The 24,051-nt window shown below is 63.3% G+C and carries 23 protein-coding genes and 1 tRNA gene; 16 read left to right on the top strand and 8 right to left on the bottom strand.

What is annotated here, in order from left to right:
* From RMN73_RS07415 to RMN73_RS07340, 16 genes are all read left to right on the top strand, one after another.
* Positions 1 to 181: FG-GAP repeat protein (locus RMN73_RS07415; RefSeq protein WP_309602322.1), on the top strand; the 181-nt coding region annotated here is incomplete at its 5' end.
* A 76-nt stretch (positions 182 to 257) separates the two neighbouring features.
* Positions 258 to 1,886, top strand: a complete 1,629-nt coding sequence (locus RMN73_RS07410) for a glycosyltransferase family 39 protein (protein WP_309602681.1) — start codon at positions 258 to 260, stop codon at positions 1,884 to 1,886.
* Positions 1,887 to 1,987: 101 nt separating this feature from the next.
* The gene (rfbF, locus tag RMN73_RS07405) at positions 1,988 to 2,755 is read left to right on the top strand and encodes a glucose-1-phosphate cytidylyltransferase (RefSeq protein WP_309602680.1); all 768 of its coding nucleotides are present in this window, start codon (positions 1,988 to 1,990) and stop codon (positions 2,753 to 2,755) included.
* Positions 2,752 to 3,825, top strand: coding sequence for a CDP-glucose 4,6-dehydratase (rfbG, locus tag RMN73_RS07400; protein WP_309602679.1), 1,074 nt, complete (start codon positions 2,752 to 2,754; stop codon positions 3,823 to 3,825). Before rfbF ends, rfbG begins: the two co-directional genes overlap by 4 nt.
* Complete coding sequence (gene rfbH / locus RMN73_RS07395; protein WP_309602678.1) at positions 3,822 to 5,189, top strand: lipopolysaccharide biosynthesis protein RfbH; 1,368 nt, start codon at positions 3,822 to 3,824, stop codon at positions 5,187 to 5,189. The genes rfbG and rfbH overlap by 4 nt, the downstream gene beginning before the upstream one ends.
* Before the next feature lie 79 nt (positions 5,190 to 5,268).
* The gene (locus tag RMN73_RS07390; protein WP_309602677.1) at positions 5,269 to 6,384 is read left to right on the top strand and encodes an N-acetylneuraminate synthase family protein; all 1,116 of its coding nucleotides are present in this window, start codon (positions 5,269 to 5,271) and stop codon (positions 6,382 to 6,384) included.
* A 34-nt stretch (positions 6,385 to 6,418) separates the two neighbouring features.
* Positions 6,419 to 8,257, top strand: coding sequence for a thiamine pyrophosphate-binding protein (locus RMN73_RS07385; protein ID WP_309602676.1), 1,839 nt, complete (start codon positions 6,419 to 6,421; stop codon positions 8,255 to 8,257).
* On the top strand, positions 8,257 to 8,829 hold the full coding sequence (locus tag RMN73_RS07380; protein WP_309602675.1) for an HAD hydrolase-like protein: 573 nt from the start codon (positions 8,257 to 8,259) through the stop codon (positions 8,827 to 8,829). Before RMN73_RS07385 ends, RMN73_RS07380 begins: the two co-directional genes overlap by 1 nt.
* Positions 8,826 to 9,785, top strand: a complete 960-nt coding sequence (locus tag RMN73_RS07375) for an NAD(P)-dependent oxidoreductase (RefSeq protein WP_309602674.1) — start codon at positions 8,826 to 8,828, stop codon at positions 9,783 to 9,785. Before RMN73_RS07380 ends, RMN73_RS07375 begins: the two co-directional genes overlap by 4 nt.
* Positions 9,786 to 9,903: 118 nt before the next feature.
* A complete protein-coding gene (locus tag RMN73_RS07370) occupies positions 9,904 to 11,829 on the top strand; it encodes an SLBB domain-containing protein (protein ID WP_309602673.1) in 1,926 nt (641 codons plus the stop codon).
* Positions 11,830 to 11,843: 14 nt separating this feature from the next.
* Positions 11,844 to 12,932 (top strand): hypothetical protein, encoded by a 1,089-nt coding sequence (locus RMN73_RS07365; RefSeq protein WP_309602672.1) that lies wholly within the window; start codon positions 11,844 to 11,846, stop codon positions 12,930 to 12,932.
* Positions 12,925 to 13,875: a glycosyltransferase family 2 protein gene (locus RMN73_RS07360; RefSeq protein ID WP_309602671.1), complete on the top strand. Its 951-nt coding sequence runs from the start codon at positions 12,925 to 12,927 to the stop codon at positions 13,873 to 13,875. Before RMN73_RS07365 ends, RMN73_RS07360 begins: the two co-directional genes overlap by 8 nt.
* On the top strand, positions 13,875 to 14,270 hold the full coding sequence (locus RMN73_RS07355; RefSeq protein WP_309602670.1) for a GtrA family protein: 396 nt from the start codon (positions 13,875 to 13,877) through the stop codon (positions 14,268 to 14,270). Before RMN73_RS07360 ends, RMN73_RS07355 begins: the two co-directional genes overlap by 1 nt.
* 3 nt (positions 14,271 to 14,273) lie before the next feature.
* Complete coding sequence (locus RMN73_RS07350) at positions 14,274 to 15,605, top strand: hypothetical protein (RefSeq protein ID WP_309602669.1); 1,332 nt, start codon at positions 14,274 to 14,276, stop codon at positions 15,603 to 15,605.
* Complete coding sequence (locus tag RMN73_RS07345; protein WP_309602668.1) at positions 15,602 to 16,642, top strand: FkbM family methyltransferase; 1,041 nt, start codon at positions 15,602 to 15,604, stop codon at positions 16,640 to 16,642. The genes RMN73_RS07350 and RMN73_RS07345 overlap by 4 nt, the downstream gene beginning before the upstream one ends.
* Positions 16,643 to 16,814: 172 nt before the next feature.
* Complete coding sequence (locus RMN73_RS07340) at positions 16,815 to 17,666, top strand: outer membrane beta-barrel protein (RefSeq protein WP_309602667.1); 852 nt, start codon at positions 16,815 to 16,817, stop codon at positions 17,664 to 17,666.
* A 9-nt stretch (positions 17,667 to 17,675) separates the two neighbouring features.
* Here the strand turns inward: RMN73_RS07340 and RMN73_RS07335 are convergent, their stop codons facing one another.
* The 8 genes from RMN73_RS07335 to RMN73_RS07300 all read right to left on the bottom strand — a co-directional run bounded on the left by RMN73_RS07335 (position 17,676) and on the right by RMN73_RS07300 (position 24,027).
* Positions 17,676 to 19,031, bottom strand: coding sequence for an HlyD family type I secretion periplasmic adaptor subunit (locus RMN73_RS07335; protein WP_309602666.1), 1,356 nt, complete (start codon positions 19,029 to 19,031; stop codon positions 17,676 to 17,678).
* Positions 19,028 to 20,725, bottom strand: a complete 1,698-nt coding sequence (locus RMN73_RS07330; RefSeq protein WP_309602665.1) for a type I secretion system permease/ATPase — start codon at positions 20,723 to 20,725, stop codon at positions 19,028 to 19,030. The genes RMN73_RS07335 and RMN73_RS07330 overlap by 4 nt, the downstream gene beginning before the upstream one ends.
* A gap of 236 nt (positions 20,726 to 20,961) precedes the next feature.
* Positions 20,962 to 21,036: transfer RNA gene (locus RMN73_RS07325), tRNA-Phe, on the bottom strand.
* Between the two features lie 40 nt (positions 21,037 to 21,076).
* Positions 21,077 to 21,232, bottom strand: coding sequence for a DNA gyrase inhibitor YacG (locus RMN73_RS07320; RefSeq protein WP_405051548.1), 156 nt, complete (start codon positions 21,230 to 21,232; stop codon positions 21,077 to 21,079).
* A 10-nt stretch (positions 21,233 to 21,242) separates the two neighbouring features.
* Positions 21,243 to 22,166 carry a ribonuclease gene (locus RMN73_RS07315; protein ID WP_309602663.1) on the bottom strand — a complete coding sequence of 308 codons (924 nt, stop codon included), beginning with the start codon at positions 22,164 to 22,166 and terminating at the stop codon, positions 21,243 to 21,245.
* Positions 22,159 to 22,731: a Maf family nucleotide pyrophosphatase gene (locus RMN73_RS07310; RefSeq protein ID WP_309602662.1), complete on the bottom strand. Its 573-nt coding sequence runs from the start codon at positions 22,729 to 22,731 to the stop codon at positions 22,159 to 22,161. The genes RMN73_RS07315 and RMN73_RS07310 overlap by 8 nt, the downstream gene beginning before the upstream one ends.
* Positions 22,731 to 22,979, bottom strand: a complete 249-nt coding sequence (gene infA / locus RMN73_RS07305) for a translation initiation factor IF-1 (protein WP_309602661.1) — start codon at positions 22,977 to 22,979, stop codon at positions 22,731 to 22,733. Before infA ends, RMN73_RS07310 begins: the two co-directional genes overlap by 1 nt.
* Positions 22,980 to 23,055: 76 nt before the next feature.
* Positions 23,056 to 24,027 (bottom strand): quinone oxidoreductase, encoded by a 972-nt coding sequence (locus tag RMN73_RS07300; protein WP_309602660.1) that lies wholly within the window; start codon positions 24,025 to 24,027, stop codon positions 23,056 to 23,058.
* Positions 24,028 to 24,051: the final 24 nt, after the last annotated feature.

The following is a 24,051-nucleotide window of genomic DNA, read 5'->3' as shown; positions in this document are numbered from 1 at the left end:
GGTGGCGGTCGGCGATTATAACGGCGACGGGCGCGACGACATATTGTGGCGCAACACCAACGGCCAGCTGTCCGACTGGCTCGGCACCGCGACCGGCGGGTTCGTGACCAACGACGCCAACGCATTGACCAACGCCGCCCCGACCAACTGGCACGTCCAGCCCGAACCGTTCATCCTGTAACGGGGGGCGCTCCCCTTGTTGACGAAGCGGCTCTGCCTTAGGGGGCGGTGACCGCCGACCGACTGAAAGTGAATCCGTGATTACTCCGCGCGTCGCCCGTGCTGCGCTCGGGCTGATCCTGCTCGTGGCGCTTGGCTGGCGCCTGATCAATATCGGGTTCGGCCTGCCCGGCATGTATGATCCGGACGAGCCGATGTTCATGATTACCGCGCTCAAGATGCTAAGCGAAGGCACGCTCAACCCGGGCTGGTTCGGCCACCCGGGAACGACCACCATCACGCTGGTGGCGGCGATCGACGCTGCGGTTGCCTCGACCGGGCTGTTGCTCGGCCATTACGCCAATATCGCCGATTTCGCGCGCGCGGCGTATGCCGACCCGGCGATGCTGTTCGTCCCCGCGCGCACCGCGATGGCACTGATCGGGACCGCGTGCGTGTGGCTGACCTATGCGCTTGGCAATCGCCTTCATGGCCGCGCCACCGGGCTGATCGCGGCAGCACTGCTCGCGGTCAATGCCTCCCACATCGCCTGGTCGCAGGTCATTCGCACCGACATCACCGCCAGCGCCTTCATGCTGGCATCGTTGCTGTTCGCAGTTCGCCTCGCCGATCGCGGTCGGCTGCGCGATGCATTGCTGGCCGGCGCTTTTGCGGGCTTTGCGACCGTCACCAAATGGCCCGCCGCCACCGTCTTCATCGCGATCATCGGCGCTGCAATCTATGCCCGCCTTCAGCGCGGTTCGGCCGACCGGCCGCTCCGTTTCATCCTCGCCGCCGCGGCCGCCTGCCTAGTCGCCATGTTTATCGCTTCGCCCTTCATATTCCTCGACTGGCCGACGATGCTTGCCAATGTCACCGGCGAGATCTCGCCCGGGCACCTCGGCCACAACAGCCGTGGCTTCCTCGCCAATCTGTATTTCTACAGCGTCGACCAGATTGGCGGATCGATGGGCATTGTCGGGCTTGGACTTGTGATTGGCGGGGTGGCCGTCTCCGCGATCCGCAATCCCATTGCGCGCTGGACCCTGCTGCCCGCTGCCGGCTTGTTCCTGGCGCTGATTTGCACCCAGAATGCCTTTTTCTCGCGCTGGCTGATGCCGTTGATGCCGATGGCCTGCATCTTCGCCGGTTGCGCGCTCGCCGCCGTAGGGCAAGGGGTCGCGCGCTCGCTTGGCGGGGCGAAGCGGGCCGTCGCGCTCGCCGCGCTCGGATTGCTCGTTGCGGTTCCGTCGCTCGCCGCGGCGATCGCCGCCACCACCGAGCGCGCCAATGACACGCGCACCCTCGCCGCGAATTGGGCGCGCACCTACATCCCGCCTGACAGCCGGGTGGTGTTCGAACATCTCGAACTCAATTTGCGCGACCAGCCGTGGACAATCCTGTTCCCGATCGGCGATGCCGGCTGCATCGATGGCAAAAAAGCGCTGAGCGAGGGGGTCAGCTACGACAAGGTGCAACAAGCGCGCGGCTCAAGCCCGATCGTCGACCTCGGCAATGTTAGCCCCGCCCGGCTCGACACGTGCCGCGCTGATTACGCCATTCTGGCCTATTACGACCTCTATCTGGTCGAGGCGGCGCGCTATCCGGCCGAACTTGCGACCTATCGCGCCTTGCTCGCCGGCGGTCGTACCGTCGCAATATTCCGGCCCGTTTCGGGCAAAATTGGCGGCCCGGTGGTCCATATCCTCGCTTTGCCGTCACGCTGATCTGGGCTAATTGTGGGCCGGGCTTGGCTTTTGGCCAATTTTCTACAATGATTCAGGTGCGTGGCGCATCGGCGGCGGGCAGTTTTTCAGGAGGGTGAAGGTTGCAAGCGGTCATTCTTGCAGGCGGTCTCGGCACCAGGCTGGGGGAGGAGACGTCGGTTCGCCCCAAGCCGATGATCGAGATTGGCGGGATGCCGATCATCTGGCACATCATGAAGCTCTATTCGGCCCACGGCGTGAACGATTTCATCGTCTGCCTTGGCTACAAGGGCTATCTGATCAAGGAATATTTCGCCAATTACTTCCTCCACACGGCGGACGTGACGATCGACCTCGCCAATAATTCGATCGACGTTCACCAGAAGCGCAGCGAGCCGTGGCGGATCACGCTGGTCGATACCGGTGCCGACACCATGACCGGCGGACGGATCAAGGCAATCGCACCCTATCTCAAGCCCGACGAGCCATTCTGCCTGACCTATGGCGATGGCCTGTCGTCGATCGACATCACTGCACTGATCGCGTTCCACAAGGCGCATGGCAAGCAGGCGACCATCTCCGCCGTCGCGCCGCCGGGCCGCTTCGGGGCGATCGAGTTCGATGGCGACCGGGTCCATAAATTCCGCGAGAAACCCGATGGCGATGGCGCTTATATCAACGGCGGTTTCTTCGTTGCCGACCCCGCAGTGCTCGACCTGATCGAGGGTCCGGCGACCTTGTGGGAGCGCGAGCCGCTCGAACAGCTCGCTGCATCGGGCGAATTGATGGCCTATCGCCACGCCGGTTTCTGGCAGCCGATGGACACGTTGCGCGACAAGATGGCGCTCGAGGAATTGTGGCGCAGCGGCGCGCCGTGGAAATGCTGGTGAACCGATCGCCGTGGCATGGCCGGCGGGTGATGGTCACCGGCCACACCGGTTTCAAGGGCGGCTGGCTGGCGCTGTGGCTCCACCAATTGGGGGCCGAGGTGACCGGTTTCGCATTGGCCCCGCCGAGCGACCCCAATCTCTTCGAGCAGGCGCGCCTTGCCGATCTCGTGACCCACATCCACGGCGACATTCGCGATGCCCCCGCATTCGACGATGCGCTTCAGGCCGCCCGCCCGGAAATCGTCTTCCACCTCGCTGCCCAGCCGCTGGTGCGCACCTCCTACGCCACCCCGGTCGAAACTTATGCCACCAACGTCATGGGCACCGTCCATTTGCTCGACAGTGCGCGCCGCCTCGACGGGCTGGCCGGGCTGGTCTGTGTTACCAGCGACAAATGCTATGACAATCGCGAGTGGGACCGGCCCTATCGCGAGACCGATCCGATGGGCGGGCACGACCCCTACAGCAGCTCCAAGGGTGCCGCCGAACTGGCGATCGACAGCTTCCGCCGTTCCTATTTCGCCGATGGCCCCCTGGTCGCCTCGGTCCGCGCCGGCAATGTCATCGGCGGCGGCGACTGGGCCGAGGACCGGCTGGTGCCCGACATCGTCCGCGCCATGCTTGGCGGCGAGAAGCCGCAGATCCGCGCCCCGCAATCGGTCCGCCCGTGGCAGCATGTGCTCGATGCGCTGTCGGGCTATCTAGCGGTCGGCGAACGCTTGCTGGCGGGCGACCGCGCCGCTGCCACCGCATGGAATTTCGGCCCGTCGGATGACGATACCCAGCCGGTTGAGTGGATCGTCGAACAGATGCTCACCGCCTGGGGCAGCGACGGCTGGGACACTCCGGCCGGCGCCCACCCGCACGAGGCGCGATTGCTCAAGCTCGACAGCGCCAAGGCCCGCGCCGAGCTTGGCTGGACCCCGCGCCTGACCCTCGCCGACGCGCTCGCCAAGGTGGTCGAATGGCATAAAGCCGTCGCCACCGGCACCGACCCGCGCGTCATCAGCCTGCAACAACTTGGCGATTATGCCGCCCTCGACCTTCCGAACCAGAAAGCCTGCGCGTGACCCAAACCCTCGCATCCCCCGATCTGCTCGCCCTTGCCGGCGACGCCGATGAACCTGCCCTTCGCCAGACGATCCTCGATCTGGTCGGCGAATATGCCCGCCGCTTTCACGCCCCCGCAGCGTTCGTCCCGGGTACCAGCGCGGTCCCCGTATCGGGCAAGGTCTATGGCGCCTCGGACATGCAGTCTTTGGTCGACAGCGCGCTCGATTTCTGGCTCACCACCGGCCGCTTCAACGCCGAGTTCGAGACCCGCCTCGCCGCGCGCCTCGGGGTGCGCCATGCGCTGACCACCAATTCGGGCAGTTCGGCTAACCTTCTCGCTTTGTCCTCGCTCTGCTCGCATTATCTGCGCGGCGACGCATTGAAGCCCGGCGATGAGGTGATCACGGTCGCCACCGGATTCCCGACCACGGTCAATCCGTCGATCCAGTACGGTCTCGTCCCGGTGTTCGTCGATGTCGACATCCCGACCTACAATATACTGCCGGACATGATCGAGGCGGCGGTTTCGAGCCGCACCCGCGCGATCATGCTGGCCCACACATTGGGCAATCCGTTCGACCTCGCCGAGGTCATCCGCGTTGCCGAAAAGCATGATTTGTGGGTCGTCGAGGATTGCTGCGATGCGCTGGGCGCAACTTACAACGGGCAGGGCGTCGGCACCTTCGGCGATATCGGCACCTTGAGCTTCTACCCCGCGCACCACATTACCATGGGTGAGGGCGGGGCCGTGTTCACCGGCAAGCCGATGCTCAAGCGGGTGATCGAATCGATGCGCGACTGGGGCCGCGATTGCTGGTGTCAACCGGGGATGGACAATACTTGCGGCAAGAGATTCTGCCGCAAGCTCGGCGATCTGCCGATGGGCTATGACCATAAATATACCTACTCGCACTGCGGTTATAATCTGAAGATCACCGACATGCAGGCCGCGGTCGGACTGGCGCAGCTCGACCGGCTCGACGGGTTCATTGCCGCTCGTCAGCGCAACTTCGACCTGCTTACGGAAATGTTAAAACCGCTCGAGGATATCTTCATCCTGCCCCAGCCGACGCCGGGCAGCCAGCCGTCATGGTTCGGCTATCCGATCACGTTAAGGGCCGGTTTACCATTTTCGCGCGATAACCTGGTTCAGCATCTCGATGAGCAAAAGATCGGGACGCGCCTGCTGTTCGGCGGCAATCTGATCCGCCAGCCGTACATGCGGGGACGGGAATATCGGGTGGTGGGGGAATTGACCAATGCCAACATTGTCACCGACCGGACGTTCTGGATCGGGCTGTACCCGGGACTTGGTCCGGATCAGTTGCAATATGTCGTTGAAACCATAGTGAAGTTTGTCGCCAAAGCGCGAATGGGTTAGGGCAGTGACGCCGAACGGAATCGATCAAGGCCACGGGCAGGCGACGCAAGGGTTCGCCGCCGCCCGAGAGGAGAATAGAGTGACCGCTTCCATTTTCGACGATCTGTTCGTCCTTGAGCTGGCCAATAATCATTGGGGGCAGCTCGATCGTGGCCTGAAGATCGTCAGCGATTTTGCCCGCGTGGTGCGCTTCAACAACGTCCATGCCGCAATCAAGCTGCAGTTCCGCGATGTCGATTCGTTCGTTCACCGCGATTTCCGCGATCGCGAAGACATTCGCTACATCAAAAAGACCATCGACACCCATTTGCAGTGGGACGAGCTTCGCCACTTGGTCGAATCGGTCCGCGACGCCGGCATGGTGACGATGGTCACCCCGTTCGACGAAGTGTCGGTCGACAAATGCGTCGAATTCGGAGTGGATATTCTCAAAGTCGCAAGCTCGGATATCCGCGACAAGACCTTGCTCGAAAAGATGGCATCGACCGGCTTGCCGGTGATCGCGTCGTCGGGCGGTGCCGATCTCGACCATCTCGACCGTCTGGTGGCCTTCTTCACCAGCCGCGACATCCCGTTCGCGCTCAATCATTGCGTTTCGCTCTATCCGTCGGAAGATGTCGATCTCGAACTCAACCAGATCGACTTTCTGAAAGCGCGTTACCCTAACATCACCATCGGCCTGTCGACCCACGAACATCGCGACTGGCATGATTCGATGCTGATCGCCTACGCCAAGGGAGCGCGCACCTACGAACGTCACATCGACATCGATCATGATGGCGTCCCGGTCAGCTCTTACTGCACCCGGCCGGAACAGGCCGACATCTGGTTCCGCGCGTTCAACAAGGCGCGTGAGATGTGCGGCGGCGGCTCGGCCGCGCGCCGCGTGGTTCCCGAAGGCGAGCGCCGCTATCTCGATGCGTTGGTGCGCGGCGTTTACGCCAGGCGTGACCTCGCGCCGGGCGACATCCTCACCCGCGACGACGTCTATTTCTCGGTACCCTTGCTCAAGGGCCAGATCTCGACCCGCGAATTTAACGGCGGCGAGCGGATGAATGCGGCGATCCGCGCCCATGGCGCCATCGGGGTCGAAGTGATCGACGCGCCGATCCATGCCAACCGCGATCTAGTCGCGCTAATTCGCGATCGCGGATTGACCGACGTCGGTCCGGCAAGCAAGGCAGTCGGCATCTAAACAGACGCTTCGGCGCGCTTGCCCAGGACTTTCGATGACCATCCGCTTGTCAGACTATGTCGCCGCGCGCCTCGTCGATCATGGCATTACCGAAGTGTTCATGCTCACCGGCGGCGGGGCGATGCATCTCAACGATGCGCTCGGCCGCGCGCCGGGCCTGCGCTACATCTGCTGCCACCACGAACAAGCGCTGGCGATGGCGGCGGAAAGTTACACCCGCCTGTCGGGCCGGCTCGCCGCGCTCAATGTCACCACCGGCCCGGGCGGGATCAACGCGCTCAACGGGGTGCACGGCGCTTATACCGATTCGATCGCGATGATCGTTCTGTCGGGGCAGGTGAAGCGCGAGACGTTGCGCGCCAATGCCCCGGTCAAGCTGCGCCAATTGGGCGACCAGGAAGCCGACATTGTCGCGATGGTCACCCCGATCACCAAGTTCGCGGCGTTGGTCTCCGACCCGGCAGACATCCGCTTCTTGCTTGAAAAGGCATTGTGGCTGGCGGTCAGTGGTCGTCCCGGCCCTGTTTGGCTCGATATCCCGATCGACGTACAGTCGGCGATGATCGACCCGGACGAACTTCGCTGCTTCGATCCCGCGGTCGATGGTCATGACCACGGAATTGCGTCCGAAATGGGCACGCTTTACGGCGACGATCTCCGCGCCGCCGCGCGCGAAGTCCTCGCCTTGCTCGCCAGGGCGAAGCGCCCGGTGCTGATGCCCGGCACCGGGGTACGCATTGCCCAAGCGCATGACCTTTTCCTGCGCGTCGCCGACAAGCTTGGCATCGCCATCACCCCGGCGTGGAATGCGCAGGACGTGGTGCCCGACGATCATCCGCTCTACGTCGGTCGCCCCGGCACGGTCGGCGACCGCGCGGGCAATTTCGCGGTCCAGAAGTCGGATTTGCTATTGGTGCTCGGTTGCCGCCTCAACGTCCGCCAGATCAGTTATAATTTCGCCGCCTTCGCGCCCGATGCGGTCAAGGTGATGGTCGATGTCGACGCCGCCGAGCTAAACAAGCCGACCCTGTCGATCGATCTTCCCATCCATGCCGATCTCGCCGATTTCCTGGCGATCATGCTCGACGAAATGGACGGTTACCAACCCGCGCCAGCCCACAGCGTCTACCTCGCCTGGGGCCAGGAACGCCGCCACCAATATCCCGCCTTGCTCCCCGAATATTGGGACACCAAGGGCGTGGTGAACCCCTATTGCTTTGTCGATGCCTTGTTCGATGCGCTGGCCGAGGATGAAGTGGTCGTCATGGCCGACGCGACCGCTGCGGTGTGCACCGTCCAGACCGCGAAGCTCAAGCGCGGCCAGCGGCTCTTTTCCAATTCGGGTGCGGCCTCGATGGGCTATGACCTTCCCGCCACGATCGGCGCGTGGCACGCCATGCCGCCCGGTTCTTCGCGCATCATCTGCCTCGCTGGCGACGGCAGCATCATGCAGAACATCCAGGAATTTCAGACCATCGTCGGCCAGCGCATCCCGGCCAAGATCTTCCTCTACAATAACAGCGGCTATCACTCGATCCGCCAGTCGCAGCAGGCCTATTTTGACGGCTTTTCGGTCGGTTGCGGCCCCGACTCGGGGATCACTTTCCCCGAATTCGAAAAGATCGCGGCCGCGTTCGGCCTGTCCTACACCCGCGTCACGGACCATGACGACATGGCTCGCGCGATTGCCGAAACCTTGAACGCGCCCGGCGCCGCGCTGTGCGAAATCATGGTCGACAAGCAACAGAATTTCGCGCCCAAGGTCTCCTCGCGTCGGCTCGAAGACGGCTCGATGGTCACCGCGCCGATGGAAGATCTCGCGCCCTTTCTGCCGCGCGACGAGCTGGCCCGGGCGCTCAGCGTCCCCGAGTGATGACCGCCGCCGTCGATATCATCTTCGATCTCGACGGCACGCTGGTCGACAGCGTGACCCACATCGCCGCGATCCTGTCCGAGGTGGCGGGACGCGAGATCAAACCGTCCGATGCGCGCCACTATCTCACCCAGGGTGGCGAACAATTGGTTTCGGCGTTGCTAGGCGACGACAATTTGCACGAAAACCTCGCCCAGTTCCGCGAATTGTATCTCTCCTTGCCGACCCCGGACTGCCTGTATCCCGGCGTCCGCGATGGGCTGGATCGGCTCCAGGATGCGGGTCGAACGATGGCAATCTGCTCGAACAAACCGCAAATTTTATGCGAAAAAACCGTCGCGGATTTGCGGCTCGACCATTTCGCGATGGTGCTGGGAAGTGCGGGTAAACCGGGTAATATTCCCCTCACTGCCAGTCTTTACGTCGGCGATAGCAAGGTCGATCAGGATACCGCTGCTTTGTCGGACATCCCCTTTGCCTTCGTAACCTACGGCTATGCCGAGCCCGGCTTTGCTAGTGATGACCAAAGCTTCGACACGTTCGCCGAAGTCGTCGACTTCGCGCTCCAATGACCTACGCCCTCACCCCCCATGTGGCGCAGGCGTTGCTCGCCAATCACTCGCGGATCGTGATCACCGGTGCGGGCGGCTGGCTCGGCCTGGCGACGCTGGAGTTGTTTCACGCCGCGTTGGGTGACCAGCTTGCCGGGCGCGTGGTGTGCTTCGGATCGCGCCATCGAACGCTGGTCCTGATCGACGGCACCCCGGTCGAGCAGCGTCCCATGGCGGATATCGCGCAACTCGAAACAGCACCGACCATCGTCCTCCATCTCGCCTTCCTGACCAAAGATCGCGCCGAGGATATGGACGAGCAAGCCTATCGCGCCGCCAACGAGGCCCTCGACCAAATCCTGCTCGACGCGCTCCCGGCCACCGGTGCCGACGCCATCTTCATCGCCTCGTCGGGCGCGGCGGCTCGCGCCGATGACCCGGCGGCATCCCCGGCGATGCGGCTCTACGGCGCGCTTAAGGGTGATCAGGAAGCGCGCTTCGCCGACTGGGCGGACCGCCACCACAAGCGCGCCGTCATCGCTCGGCTGTTCAACATCTCCGGCCCGCACATCAACAAGCACGGCAGCTACGCGCTCGCTGCCTTCATCCTCGACGCACTCGCAGGCCGTCCGATTGCAATCAATGCGCCGCACCGCGTCGTCCGAGGCTATGTTGCGATCCGCGAATTGATGTCGCTGGTCATAGCCTTGTTGCTCGACAAAGCGACCGGAGTGACCAGCTTCGACAGCGGCGGCGACCCGTTGGAAATGCTGGATATTGCCCAGGCGATCGCCGATTTACTCGGCCCGGTGGCGATCACGCGCCCGACGCTCGATCCCACTATTTCCGATCATTATGCCGGCGATGCCGCCGTCTATCGCGATTTGCTCGCGTCCAAAGCTATCGACCCTGTGCCATTTGCGCGACAGGTCATTGAAACTGCTGAATTTCTCAACCATTCGGGGGCGCGGCCATAGTCGCGCCATATGGCCACGGCGAAACAGTCATGTTAGCCCGACTGCCGGTGACTCCCCGGACGGACGATCCAGTGCGTTGAAGCGTGTTTGCGCGAGTGAGTGGAAGGATGAGGGTGCGGTGAGCAAGTCGTTGGTCAAATTGCTGTTCGGCGCTGCCGCTTTGTTATCGGCGGGCGGTGCCAGCGGCCAGGTTATGCCGGTCGATCCGCGCTACGTCCCGCAAGGATCGCCAGTCTCCCCCAATGCCGTCGATCAGCGCCAGGTTCAGGTCGTTCCCAACCAGGGCGCATTGGGCACCACCGATCCGCAGTCCGACCTCACCATCCGCGCGGATTCGGTGGTCGACACCGAGCGTCAGCTGCTGCTCAACGAGCAGTTGCTTAGCGCCCGGCGCGATCCCGATCGCGGCGAGATCGGCCTCAAGCTGCCGCCCAAGCCGAACGAGTTCGAACGCTATGTCGAGCGCGTGATCGGCCGCAAGCTGCCGCGGTTCGGCACTAATCTTTTGCTCCCCTCGCAGCGTGATTTCGCCACACCCGCGACCGCGACCGTCCCGCCCGATTACATTCTCAACGTCGGCGATGTGGTGTCGATCGCGATGGCCGGTTCGATCGAGGGCGGCGTCGAGCGCGAGATTGACACCAATGGCCGGATTTTCCTGCCCAAGGTGGGCGGGGTCCAGCTGGCCGGGATCCGCTATGGCGATTTGCAGGACCGCGTGTCAGCGGCGATCGGCCGGCAGTATCGCGGGTTCACCGTCAATGTCGGGATCCGTCGGCTGCGCGGCATCCGCGTCTACGTCACCGGTTTCGCCAATCATCCCGGCGCGTTCACCGTCAGCAGCCTGTCGACCATGGCCAACGCCGTGTTCCAGGCTGGTGGCCCGTCGAGCGGCGGCAGCTTCCGCTCGATCAAGCTTTACCGGCGCGGTGCCGAAGTCGCCGACTTCGACATTTATCAATTGGTCCGCGGCGGCAACCGGGTTGGCGATGCGGTGCTGCAGAATGAAGACGTGTTGTTCATCCCGCCGACCGGGCCGCAAGTCGCGGTGATCGGGTCGGTCAATGAAGAAGCGATTTACGAGACCAAGCCGGGCGAGACGCTTGACACTGTGCTGGCGCTCGCGGGCGGTACCAACGATCTCGGCGATTCGAGCCGCGTGATCCTCTATCGCACCGCGCGGACCGACCGCATCGGCCCGCAGGAAATCCGCCGTGAAGCACTCGCCAGCGCCGATGCGATGGGCGGCGATATCGTCCAGATCCTGTCGAGCGGCTCGCTGATCCAGCCGGTCGACCGGCAATCGGTGCTGGTCCGGGTCGAGGGCGAAGTGAACCGCCCGGGCAATTATTATGTCGCCCCCAACACCCCGATGAGCCAGGTCATGGACCTCGCCGGCGGCCTCACCCCGCGCGCCTATGCGTTCGGCACGAAGCTCACGCGGCAATCGGTCAAGGTGCAGCAGCGCGAGGGTTTCCTCGAGGCGATCAAGCAGCTCGAGCTGACGCTTGCCTCGGCCCCGCTGACCGCCGACCAGAGCATCCCGGCGGCGCAGCGCGAAGCCGAACTGAGCGGCGCGCGCGCGGTGCTCGACCGGCTCCGCATCGCCGAGCCCGATGGCCGCGTGGTGATGCAGATCGCGCCGGGCGCCACTGCACTTCCGGCCACGGTGCTGCTGGAGAATAATGATTCGATCAACGTCCCGGTCCGCGCGTCGACGGTCGGCGTATTCGGCGCGGTGTACCGCCCTGCCTCGTTCCTGATCGATGAATATGCGCGCCCGTTGCGGGTCAGAAATTATCTCGACAAGTCGGGGGGGCCGCTCCGCGCGGCGGATCGTCGGGGGATTTTCGTGGTCCGCGCCAATGGTGAGGTCCTGCCCAGGTCGCGCGGTGCGCTCAATGCTGCGGTGCTGCCGGGGGACGTGGTGTTCGTTCCGGTCAAGACCCAATCGTCCAGCTTCTGGGCCAAGTTGCGCGATATCAGCGCGGTCTTATTCCAGGCGGGCGTCGGCGCAGCAGCGATCGGATCGGTGGTCAAATGAGGGCGCCACGGACCGTGACCGGCACCGTCGCCCGGTTGCAGTGGCTCAACCGCCCGCTGACGCGCCGGCTGACCTTTGCCGTGCTGGTCGCGATCTTCCTCTTCCTCGGCTTTTTCCCCGAACGATATCGCGCGGCGGTAACCCTGACGCCAAGCGATCCGACCACGCTCGGCTTCAACCCGACGCAGGTCCAGCTTGGTGCGCTCAACAGCGTGTTCGGCAATCAGGCAGCGATCGAGATCGCGCTCAAGATTGCATCGAGCGTACCGGTTCGTGATCGCGTCGCCCAGCAATTGAAGCTCGATGATAAGATCGGTTCGACCAGCCGCGCCGAAACGCATCGCTGGCTCAAGCGTCACGTCGATATCCGGGCCTTGCGCGGTGGTATCATCCAGATTCAGGTCCTGCTTGGCGATGCCGATTTCGCCAAGCAGATTGTCACCGCCTACGAAAGTGCAGCCCGCCAGCAGCTTGCCGTGGTAAGCCAGGATCAGACCAAATATAAGCGTGAAGTGCTGACCAGATTGGTGTCGGAATCGTCTGATCGGCTGGCGCGGGCACAAGGCGCGTTCGACACGCTTCGGCTGAGCACCCGGACCCCCGATCCGACGGTCGAGGCCACGACCGCGTCCGATCGGGTCAATATGCTGCAACAGGCGATCCGGCGGACCGAATTGAACCTGGCCGCCTCGCGCCAATTCTATTCCGACGACAATCTCAAGGTTCGTCAGATCCAGGCCGAACTCGCGACTCTCCGGGGCCAGTTGGGCGCGGCGATGGGGACCTCGCCCGAACGCTCGCAAAGCGTCGGCCGCGCGGTTGCCAGCTCGACCCAGTTCCGCAAGCTCCAGCGCGAGCTCAACATCTCCCAATCGCTTTACGACACCTATGCGCGTCTGCTCGAAGGCACGGCGATCGATGCGATGACCTCGACCGCCAATATCCGCGTGCTCGAACCACCGTTCATCGATACTTCGCGCCAGCTTAATTATCCGGCGCTAGCCATGGCCCTGGCGTTGCTGCTGATCCTGCTCGCGATCGAATTTTACGAGCTTCGCCCGCCGGTCGGCAATCGCGCCGTCATCCGCGAAACCTATGCCTGACCCCGCCCAATCGCGGCCCGAGCTGTCGGTCGTCATCCCCTGTTACAATGAGGAGGATAATGCGGCGGCCATCGCGGCGGCGGTGGTGGCGCAGATGGACCTGGTCAGCAAAGATTATGACATCATCTTCATCGACAATGGCTCGACCGACCGAACGGTCGACATCATCCGCGGGCTGTGCGCCCAGAATCCGCGGATCAAGTTGATCGCCAACACCCGCAACTTTGGCCAATTGCGCTCGCCGACCCATGCGGTGCTCGAAGCCACCGGTCGCGCGGTGATCGGGATCGTCGCCGATTTCCAGGATCCGCCCGAAATGATCCCGGAGTTCGTGAAGCGCTGGCGCGCCGGGGCGGAGATCGTGCTAGCCACCAGCCAAACCAAAAAGGTCTCGCCCGTGTTCGCCGGAATCCGCCGTTTGTCCTACGGGCTGCAGCGCAAGTTCGGTGATTATCCGATCATTCCCAATGCCACCGGCTTTGGCCTGTATGACCGCAAAGTTGTCCAAACCATCGCCGCGCTCAATGAGCCCGAGCCGTTCTTTCGCGGCTTGCTGGTGGAAACCGGCTACAAGATCGAAACGATCCCGTTCAAGCGCCCGCCGCGCGCCGCGGGCCAGTCGAAGAACGGCTTCCTCGCCTTGCTCGATTTTGCCTTGTCGGCCTTTGCGGGGTCGTCGAAGGGCCTGCTGCGGGTGCCGCTCTACGTCAGCTTCTTCGTCTTTTCCGCGACGCTGGTGACGATGCTCGGCGCACTCTATTCGATCATCGTCGGGGCCAATCCGCGCATGTGGCTGTTTGCGACCCTGCTCGAATTTCAGTTCGGCTTGCTGTTCCTGTTCCTTGGCCTGCTCGGGGTTCAGGTTCGGATGATTTCGGACCGGACTCGCGGCACGCCGCTGGTGGTCGAGCGCGAGCGGGTCAACTTCCCGACGGACGGATGATGGTGACGCCAGCCAGGCCGATGGGCTCGATCGAACGCCTGTGGCGCTATTATCAGGCGGGCATCGTCAACACGGTATTCGGCTATGGCCTTTATGCCTTGTTCGTCGCGCTTGGGCTCAACATGTATGTGGCGCAGATTGTCGCGCATCTGCTCGGTATGGCGTTCAATTATGTCACCTACAGCCGCCACGCCTTCCACGATGCCAATGTCTCCAAGTCGCGCTTCGTGGCGTCCTACGCGGTCAATTATCTGCTCGGTCTGGGCGCCTTGTGGGCGGTGTCGCGGTTCGTCGCGTCGCCCTATCTCGCCGGGTTCATCGCGGTCGGGATCGTCTCGCTGATCAATTATTTCATCCTCAAGCATTGGGTGTTCAAGCCCCGCGAACAGGCTTGAACGATGCCACCGTCGGACCGCGGATGGAGTATCTGGCTCGAGCGCTCGCTCACCGTCCCGGTGGCAATTGGGCTGGCTTATTCGATCATATTCGCATGGTTTAACGGCTATCTGCCGGCGCCCTATTTTTACGAGCCCAGCGGCACCTTCATGGACTTTTTCGCGCCCGCGACCTTCGCGCACCAAGGCGGGGCCTATGACGCGTTCCAGACGATTTACCCGCCTTTGTCGTTCGTTGTGCTCAAGCTGCTGTCGTGGGGGCCATGCTACGTCTTCAACGCCAGCGAGGAAGCGCGCGCCTGCGACGTCTATGGGGTTACCTCGCTGTTCGCTTTCTACCTGATCGACGCCGTGCTGATCGGGATGAGCTTCTGGAAGCTCGATCGGCAAACCGCGATCCCGCGAGCCTTTGCCTTATGCGCCGGCCTGTCGATGACCTATGCGCTCGAACGTGGCAACGTTTTGCTGTTCTGCTTTACCTGCCTGATTCTCGCTTACGGTCCGTTGCTCCGCTCGGCGCGGCTGCGCTGGATTTTTGCCGGGCTTGCGGTCAACTTCAAAGTTTATCTGATCGGCACCTTGTTCGCCCAATTGCTCAAGCGGCGCTGGCGGTGGTTCGAAGGCGCATTGCTCGCCACTGTGGTGATCTATCTGATTACCTACGCCCTCTATGGCGAAGGCACGCCGAGAGAGCTTTACGCCAACATTACTGCGTATGCCGGCGGCTACAAAGCCGCGAGCCTGCTCGACTTATGGTATCCAAGCTCCTTGAAGCCGGTTGAAATGCTGGCCACGGGGGACGTCAATTTCCCGATCCTGACCGCGCTCGGATCGCGCACGCTCGAAACCATCGCCTTCGTCGTCCACTGGTTCATAATCAGTGTCACACTGTCGATTGTCGTTGCCGCGGCCGCGGCATGGTGGCGTCCGAACGTGGTGCCGATGCACCGGCTGATCTTGCTCAGTATGGGCATTGCAGTGATCAATTCGGAAGTCGGCGGTTATACCCAGATGCTGCTGATTTTCTTCGTGTTCATGGAGAATTGGCGCGGGGTCGGGCGGCCGGTGGCGATCCTGCTGGCCTATACCTTGTGCATTGCATTGGACATTCCGATCGAGAAAGTGCCTCCTGTGGTGCGCGATTCTTATTTGTCCGGAGGCAATGTGATTGCGGAATATTTTGTCGGGGTCGGTGCGTTCCTGCGCCCAGTACTGGTTCATCTGATGCTGTTCAGCCTGTCGCTCGTCACCATCCGCGACGTGTGGGCCGATGCGCGTGCGAACGGCTGGCAATCGCCGCTGCCGTGGCGCCGGTCGCCGGAGCCGGCGTTGTGAATCTGGTCGTTTATGGGCTCGGATCGACCGGCCGCCTGATCGTCGATGAATTGCTCGATGCGGGGGTGGCAATCGACCTTATCCTCGATCGCGGCAAGGCCGGGCAAATGTATCGCGATATCCCCGTGCGCGCGCTTGGCGAAGCGGATGTGACCGGCGCTAAGGTGTTGATCTCCTTACATAATCATTACGTCGATTTGCACCAGCTCAACGCCGACCTGACCGCCGCCGGCGCTGCCGACATCCTCACCCCGATCCGCCTCGCTGAGTTCATCGACCAGCCCAAGTCCAACAATGGCTACTGGCTCGACCCGTCATTTTCATATGATGCTCGCAGTGCGAACCTCGCCCGCGCCAGGTCGCTCCTCGCCGATCCCAAGAGCCGCGAATTGTTCGATGCCTTGCTCCGCTATCGTCGCGGCGGGGTGATCGCCGATTGCCCGATCCCGAGCCTCGACGACGAATATACCCCGGCCGACCTGCCGCGCTTTGCCGAGCCACTTCGACTGATCGATTGCGGCGCGTTCACCGGGGTTGCGATCCACAAATTGCTGACCGCAAATTATGCTATCGCCAGCCTGGTCGCGTTCGAGCCCGACCTCGCCAACTTCGCCATCCTCGCCAGCCGCAGCTTCCCGGTCGACACGGCGCTCTGCCTCCCGCTCGGGACATGGTCGTCGACCACCCAACTCAAATTTTCGAGCGGCAGTTCGATGGCCAGTCACTTGAGTGACAGTGGCGATGTCACCATCCAGTGCGTCGCGATCGACGACGTGCTCCACGGCGAGCCGATCAACCTCGTCAAGCTCGACGTCGAGGGCGCGGAGATCGACACCCTCAAGGGCATGGAGCAGCTGATCCGCGAGCAGCGACCCAACCTATTGGTTTCGGCCTATCATACGCCAGGGCATCTCCACGAAATCGCCGAGCTGATCGACGATTGGAAGCTGGGTTACCGCTTCCACCTTCGGGTCCACGAGCAGAATAGCTTCGGCGTCGTGCTTTATGCGTTGCAGGACGAACTTCTCGAGAATTAATCGAGCGACGTCATCGGATTCAACCTTTCGGCGTCAGTGGCCGAACCCGAGAAACATGTGGCCGCCGCGAAACGGTCAGTCAACAATCGACTAAACCCGGGAACCGATCGGCCCAATGTCGCTTTCGGAAGTGGGTGATGCGCGTGCCCAATCTGGAACAATAGGGGTTCATGTGAAAAATTACTGGCTTTCCGCAGCAGCGATCATTGTCATTGCCGCACCCGCCTCTGCTCGCGATGGCAATTGGTATGTCGGGGCCGAAGCCGGCGCTATCAAAGTTCAGGATTCGGAAGTTGACCGACGTTTTTCCGGCGGCGACTGGACCCCGTGGCTCGATGTCGATCACAACCTCGGTTACGACGCCGACCTTGTCCTTGGCTATGACCTTGGCATGTTCCGACTTGAAGGCGAGCTTGGCTACAAGCGCGCCAGGCACAATGAATATGACATCGATAACAATGCGCCAGGCCCGTTCCCGGGTGGAGGCGACCAGCCGGTCTCTCCAGGGGCGCAGATTGATGCCGACGGCCGGACCAGTATCCTGTCAGGAATGGTCAACGCTTTATTCGATGTGGGCGGCAATGACGGTGTCGGTTTCTATGCCGGCGCCGGTGCCGGAATCGCTCGTGTGAGCACGACCATCGACCAACTCGGCACGGCCAAATATCATCTCAAGGATACCGGATTTGCGTGGCAGTTGATTGCCGGCCTTCGAGTGCCGGTCAGCGACTCGCTCGATGCTGGCCTGAAGTATCGCTATTTCAATGTCAGTAACGTCAAGGGCGACTTGTTCGGCGTCGGCTTTGATGGCCGGACCGACATCCGGTCGCACAGCTTGCTCGCCACTTTGGCCTACAATTTCGGGGCGCGAGTCGCGGCGCCGCCGCCCCCGCCGCCGCTCCCTCCTCCGCCGCCGCCGCCGGCGACGCAGACCAGTCCGGATGGATCGGTGATCATAGCAAGTGATATGTGCCCGCCGCCACCACCTCCGCCCCCGCCGCCGCCAGAGCCCGAGCGAGGCTAAGTCGCCGGTTTATTGCTCGCGCAGCGATCGCCAGAAGTTGGTCGTCAGCGGCTCAAGAATATATTGTAGCGCTGTGCGCTTGCGGGCCGATAATACGGCTTCGACCGGCAGGCCGGGGCGAAGCTGCCCGCGTCCAAGCACTGCCCTGACCTTGTCGAGCTCGGCCGGCGCCACTTCGATTTCCGCGACATAGTAAGAGGTGCCGGCTTTTTCGTTCGTGAGCCGGTCGGCAGAGATGGTTTTCACAGTCCCCTGTAGCATCGGTAGCGTCTTGTCGTGAACGCTCAGGAAGCGGACCTCGGCTTTCTGCCCCTGATAGACATCGTCGGCGTCGCCCGGATTGACCTGCGCCTGAATCACCAGCTTGCGGGTGTCGGGGACGATATCCATCAGCGTCTGGCCTGGCGCAACCACCCCGCCGACCGTGAACACGGCGAGCCCGACGACTTGCCCCGACGCAGGCGCGCGAAGACGGCTATTCTGCAATTGCTGCCGCGCAGTCACTAGTCTGGGAAGAATATCCGACAGGCGGGTCTGGGTATCGCGAAGCTCGGTCGCAGCTTGTTCGAGATTGGTCTTGCGCAGGCTCAGCGACTGCATGCTCGATTCGCCCATGCCTTCACCCGCCCGCGCCATTTCGGCAGTCAGCGCCGCCTCGCGTCCGCGCAATTCCTCAAGCGCACGTTCGAGTGCTCGCACGCGGTTGATCGACGCGAAGCCCTTTTTCTCCAACTCGCGAAGCCCGCTCAGCTCGTCCTGCGTGATCCGCTGCTGCTCGCGCACCGACACGCGCTGCTGGGCATAGCCGGTCTGCTGTTCGGCCAGCTGGCGCGATCGCTGGCCAAGCACCGATGATTGCGCCGACAGCGACCCCGACCGGGCCTGCAATTGCGCGCGTTGCAGTTGCAACGCCTGTTGCGCGATGGGCCGGTCGGCATCCGACAGGTTGGTGAGTTCCGCAGGCACCGGAAAGCTGCCCTGTCCGTTGCGTTCGGACAGCAAGCGCGCGCGCTGCGCCACTAGGTTGAAATATTCGCTGGTTAGCGCCCGCTCGGTCGCAATCAGGTCCGGCGCGGCAAGCTCGAGCAACACTTCGCCGGCCTTGACCGTCTGCCCTTCGCGGACATTGATCGAACCGACGATCCCGGCTTCGCGGCTCTGGACCGCCTGACGGTTGCCCGAGACGGCAATGGTGCCGGGCGCGAACACGCCTGCGTCGAGCGGCGCCAATGCGGCCCAACCGAGCAGGATCACGAAGAAGAAGAAACCGATTAATGCGCCAGCCCGGATGTCGCGTCGGGGATCGTCGGCCGCCGCCAATTCGTTGGTCGGCTTTTCGCGCCACAGCGACGGGACCATGCTCATGATGCCTGCCCCTGCTGGCGCGGGGCGGACAGCCGGGCAACGATTTCCTTCGATGGCCCGAACATCGTCGGTCGCCCGGCCTCAAGCACCAGCAGATGATCGGCAATGGCCAGCACTGACCGGCGATGCGCGACGATCAGCAGCGTCGCTTTGCGATCACGCGCCCTCTTCATGGCCGCGATCAACGCCGCCTCGCCTTCGGCATCGAGGAAGGCGTTGGGCTCGTCGAGCACCAGGATCGCCGGGTCGCCGTAAAAAGCGCGGGCCAATGCAATCCGCTGCGACTGGCCAGCCGACAGCCCGGCGCCGCCGGGACCCAATTTTGTGTCATAACCCTGCGGCAATTGCAGGATCAGGTCGTGCACGCCGGCGAGCTTCGCGGCGGCAACGGCCTTGACATCGATGTCCTCGGGCGGACCAGCCGACCAGCGAGCGAAGCGCGAGACATTGTCCTTGATGCTGCCTTCCAACAGGCTGGGTTCCTGCGGCAGATAGCCGAAATGATGGCCAAGTTCGTCGGTCAACCAGTCCTGCCGCTGGGCGCCGTCGATCCGGACCGTCCCGATTTCCGGGACGATCGCGCCGGCGATGACTTTGGCCAGCGTCGACTTGCCCGAGCCGCTGGGACCAATGATGCCGGTGATTTCCCCGGGCGACGCGGCGAAACTGATCCCTGCTAGGATTGCCATTCCATCGGGCCGGCGGACGGCGACGCCCTCGACCCTGAGCTGTCCTTCGGGCTTGGGCAGCGACGTCCGGATTCGCATCGCATCGTCGTCGGTCGACAGGACATCCGCCAGCCGGGCCAGTGCGACCCGCGCCGAACTCATCGTCGACCAGCCGCCAATCAACACCTCGACCGGCTGAAGCGCGCGCCCGAGCAGGATCGATGCGGCGATGATCGCGCCAGCAGAAATATAGCCCGCGATCGCGAGCAATGCTCCAAGCCCCAGCGCGGCGGATTGAACGAACATGCGCAGGAACCGGCTTCCCGCCGCGAACCGGCTGCCCATGAACTGCGAGTCGACCAATTTGCCGAGTCCGTCCGATCGCAGCGCGATCTGCCGTGACACCATCGCGCCGGTCATGCCCAAGGCACGCACGGTCTGCGCCTGCAGCGAGGCCGCTTGCTGCGAAGCGTGCGACTGCGCCAGCGACAAGGTTGCGTCTTCCATGCTTTTGCGGGTCGCCAACTGGTTGCGCCAGGCAACCAGCAGCAGCAGCGCGATCGAGCCAATTGCCAGCATCCCGATCCAGAAATGCAGCAGGAAGGCGACGATGATGAAGATCGGCGCGAAGGGTGCATCGAAGATGGCGTTGGCAATCGGGCTGGCGATCGTCTGACGAACCGTGTCGAGATCGCGCATCGCCTGCCCGTTGGCCGCCCCGCCGACCGACATCATCCGATTGAGGATCAACGGCGCAAGCTGGTTTTCAAGCCGGACGCTGGCGCGGACCATCAACCGCGATCGGATCGCGTCGAGTGCGGCGAGCGTCAGCAAGGCAATCGCCAGCGCGAGCGTGATGAACAGCAAGGTCGTCTTGCCACCTGTAGCGACGACCCGGTCATAAACCTGAAGCATGTAAAGCGACGGCGCGAGGAACAGCAGGTTGACCAGCAGGCTGAACCCCGCTGTGGCCATGAAATGCGGTCGGCAACTGCGAAATGCATCGGCCAGTGGCTTTGGAAGCATTATTCCAGCCAATTTCAGGGAGTCCGGGGAGTCGCGCATATGGTGTTCATGGGTTCCCACGGCAGGCCAGCGCGATTGCGGTTTAAGTGACGGATTGTCAAGGAAAAGGGCCGTCGATGAGCGGGACCGCAGCGTCGGCTGGCTGGCTCGCACAAAGGGAACGGATGCTCACCCAACCTCACGCCGAGCAACGGGCAAATGTGCCGGAGCCATTCATCCTGCAAGAGAGCGGAAAATGGTGCCCAGGGGCGGAGTCGAACCACCGACACGACGATTTTCAGTCGTCTGCTCTACCACTGAGCTACCCGGGCGCACCAATTGGACGGAGTGTCCTGTCAAGCGAGGCGCGCTCTAGCTGGCGCTCTCGTCGCTGTCCAGCCCGTCGGTATCCGCTGGCGGGCCGGGGATCGCATATCCACCGCCGAGCCATTTCAGCAGGTCGCGATCTTTGCAGCCGCGGCTGCAGAAGGGGGCGTCGACATCGTTGTGCGGGGGTTTGCCGCACATCGGGCAGGGCTTAGCGGCGGACGGCATGGCCGCCAGCAATGCCGAGGCTTGGGTCGCTACGCAAGGCCACTGCGCCACCGATTTGGCGCGCCAGCTGGTCAGTCCAGTCGGGCAGCATCGCCGCGAGGACGGCGGGATGAGCGACAAGCTCAATCTTTCCCATTTGGCGCGCGGCAGAGCGGAGTAGTGCGCGGGCTTCAAAGGCCGGGCGATTGAGCGCCAGCTCGAACAGGCTGGCGTGACGCCGCGGGCGGACGATCTGGACAAAGCCGAAGCCGTTGACCGCTGTTCGTTCGAACGGCTGGGGCAGGGCAAGGTCGATCGCTTCGGCCGCCGCGTGGCGGGCTGCCTTGCCGCCGTCGGTCGGCAGGTCGATGCCGATCGATCCGCCGATCCCATGGCGGCGGATGGCCTTGGCCGATGCGGTAGCACCAGCAATTGCTAGCTCGCCTGGTGGAGACGAGCCGTCGACATCGATCAATGTCATCGCGGGGGTCACCGCGACGCGCAGCGCACCGCCGCGAAAGCCGACGATCCCACTGCGCGCTTCCTCGATCAGGTCGGGCCAACCGGCATCGTCGAAGGCATTGTCGGTCACGGCGAGGGGTCGACCCGAAAACGTGAATATGGCAGCGGGCGCATCGCTGACCCGGGCAAGCGGGCGCTTCCACCCTTCGATGCCGATCGCCTCGCGAGCAACCTCGATCGTAAGCGCCGCGCCCTGGGTCACGCCGGGCGCACCCTTTGGGAGCAGAAATTCAATGCCGTCAGCCAGTGCGATGGCGTTGCGCCCGACAGTCTTGAGCTTGGCCTTGAGGATCAAGCCCGCCGCGATTTGACCCGCGAGCATCACCCGCGCTTCGACAATCGTGCCACCGTCGACCAGGATCGCGCGGGTTTCGCCGATCCCGCGTTCGATCAGCCATTCAGGCAATCTTAAAGCCCGCCGACTTGAGCAAATGGCGGGTCTCGGCCAGCGGCAGACCGACGACGTTGGAATAGCTGCCTGCGAGATGCCGGACATAAACTTCGCCATAGCCCTGCAACGCATAGCCGCCGGCCTTGCCGCGCCATTCGCCATGCGCGGCGTAAAAGTCGATTTCATCAGGGGACAGGCGCTTGATCGCGATCATCGTCTCGACCAGCCGGGTGCGGATTGCGCTACCGGGAAGCGCCAACGCAACCCCGGTCATCACACGATGGCGGCGGCCCGACAGCAACGCCATGCATTTGCGCAGCGTTGCTTCATCTTCGACCTTGGGCAGGATCCGGCGGCCAACCGCGACGACCGTATCGGCAGCGAGGACCAGATCGTCCGGGAAGCTGGCGGCGACGGCAGCGGCTTTCTCCAGCGCCAGGCGCTCGGCATGGACCCGCGGCAGTTCACCGGTCGGAATACGTTCGTCGATGTCGGCAGGGTGGACGGCGTCGGGGGTGACCCCGATGCGGGCCAGCAGGTCGAGCCGACGCGGGCTCGCCGACGCGAGGATCAGTCGCATCAGGCGGGAATGCCTGGGCCTCCGCGCCCGGGCATGAAGCGATAGGTGATGCGGCCCTTGGTGAGGTCATAGGGCGTGAGCTCGACCAGCACTTCGTCACCGGTCAGGACGCGGATGCGGTTCTTGCGCATCTTGCCCGCGGTGTGACCGAGCACTTCATGGCCATTCTCCAGCGTAACGCGGAACATCGCGTTGGGCAGCAGCTCGGCAATCTTGCCGCGCATCTCGAGAAGTTCTTCCTTGGCCATTCAAATCCTTAACATCTGTACGTACGAATTGGCGCGGACGCATAGCCGCGAACGCGCCGAAAGGGAAGGCGGGTGGTCAAACCGTCAGGACGGTCGATCCAACGGTCTGGCGGGCCTCCAGTGCGCGGTGCGCTGATGCGGCGTCGGCCAGCGCGAACCGTTGGCCGATTTCGATACTGACCTTGCCGGCGCTGACCATCGCGAACAGCGCCGCGCTCGAGGCTTCGAGTTCGGGGCGGGTGGCGATGTAATCGTAAAGCGTCGGACGAGTTAGGTAGAGCGACCCCTTCTGCGCAAGCAACCCCGGCTGGAAGTCGGTCACCGGCCCCGACGCCTGGCCGAAACTGACCAGCATGCCGCGCCGCGCCAAGCAATCGAGCGAACGGACGAAGCTGTCCTTGCCGACCGAGTCATAGACCACCGGCAGTTTCCTGCCGTCGGTGATGCGCAGCACCTCGGTGACGAAATCGTCCCGGCTGGTGACGATCGGATGGTCGCAACCGTGGGCGCGGGCGAGTTCTGCCTTGGCATCGCTCGACACCGTGCCGATGACCGTTGCGCCGATCGCCTTGGCCCATTGGCACAGGATCAGCCCGACCCCGCCGGCCGCCGCGTGGACCAGGATCGTCTCGCCGCTGCTGAGGGGCCGCACGCGGTTGATCAGCATGTCGACCGTCAGCCCCTGAAGCATCATCCCGGCAGCGGTATCGAAATCGATTGCGGCGGGGAGGGTGACGAGCTGCACTGCGTCGATCAGCCGTAGCTCAGCATAACTCCCGATTGGCCCGGCATAAGCGACTCGGTCGCCCACCGCGACATTGGTCACGCCATCGCCAATTGCCTCAACCACGCCAGCGCCCTCGACGCCCGGAATGAACGGCAGCGGCTGCGGATAAAGGCCGGTGCGGTGGTAAACGTCGATGTAGTTGAGGCCAACCGCGTGGTGGCGAAGGCGGACCTGGCCGGGACCGGGATCGGCGACGTCGACCGGTACCCAGCGAAGGACGTCCGGGCCGCCGGTTTGATTGACCTGAATCGCGTTTGGCATGGTCATTCTCCGACGGTTGAGCGC

The sequence above is a fragment of the Sphingomonas sp. genome, assembly GCF_031372575.1.
GTDB lineage: Bacteria > Pseudomonadota > Alphaproteobacteria > Sphingomonadales > Sphingomonadaceae > Sphingomicrobium.
The sequence above is the reverse complement of the archived record's forward strand: the minus strand, read 5'-3'. Positions and strand labels throughout refer to the sequence as shown.

Bases quoted from the DNA above. Each gene is read 5' to 3' on its own strand.
- infA (WP_309602661.1), bottom strand. From the start codon at position 22,979: ATGGCCAAGGAAGAACTTCTCGAGATGCGCGGCAAGATTGCCGAGCTG.
- RMN73_RS07380 (WP_309602675.1), top strand. From the start codon at position 8,257: ATGACCGCCGCCGTCGATATCATCTTCGATCTCGACGGCACGCTGGTC.
- RMN73_RS07300 (WP_309602660.1), bottom strand. From the start codon at position 24,027: ATGCCAAACGCGATTCAGGTCAATCAAACCGGCGGCCCGGACGTCCTT.
- RMN73_RS07385 (WP_309602676.1), top strand. From the start codon at position 6,419: ATGACCATCCGCTTGTCAGACTATGTCGCCGCGCGCCTCGTCGATCAT.
- RMN73_RS07360 (WP_309602671.1), top strand. From the start codon at position 12,925: ATGCCTGACCCCGCCCAATCGCGGCCCGAGCTGTCGGTCGTCATCCCC.
- RMN73_RS07375 (WP_309602674.1), top strand. From the start codon at position 8,826: ATGACCTACGCCCTCACCCCCCATGTGGCGCAGGCGTTGCTCGCCAAT.
- RMN73_RS07310 (WP_309602662.1), bottom strand. From the start codon at position 22,731: ATGCGACTGATCCTCGCGTCGGCGAGCCCGCGTCGGCTCGACCTGCTG.
- RMN73_RS07355 (WP_309602670.1), top strand. From the start codon at position 13,875: ATGGTGACGCCAGCCAGGCCGATGGGCTCGATCGAACGCCTGTGGCGC.
- RMN73_RS07320 (WP_405051548.1), bottom strand. From the start codon at position 21,232: ATGTGCGGCAAACCCCCGCACAACGATGTCGACGCCCCCTTCTGCAGC.
- RMN73_RS07335 (WP_309602666.1), bottom strand. From the start codon at position 19,031: ATGAGCATGGTCCCGTCGCTGTGGCGCGAAAAGCCGACCAACGAATTG.
- RMN73_RS07330 (WP_309602665.1), bottom strand. From the start codon at position 20,725: ATGCTTCCAAAGCCACTGGCCGATGCATTTCGCAGTTGCCGACCGCAT.
- RMN73_RS07350 (WP_309602669.1), top strand. From the start codon at position 14,274: ATGCCACCGTCGGACCGCGGATGGAGTATCTGGCTCGAGCGCTCGCTC.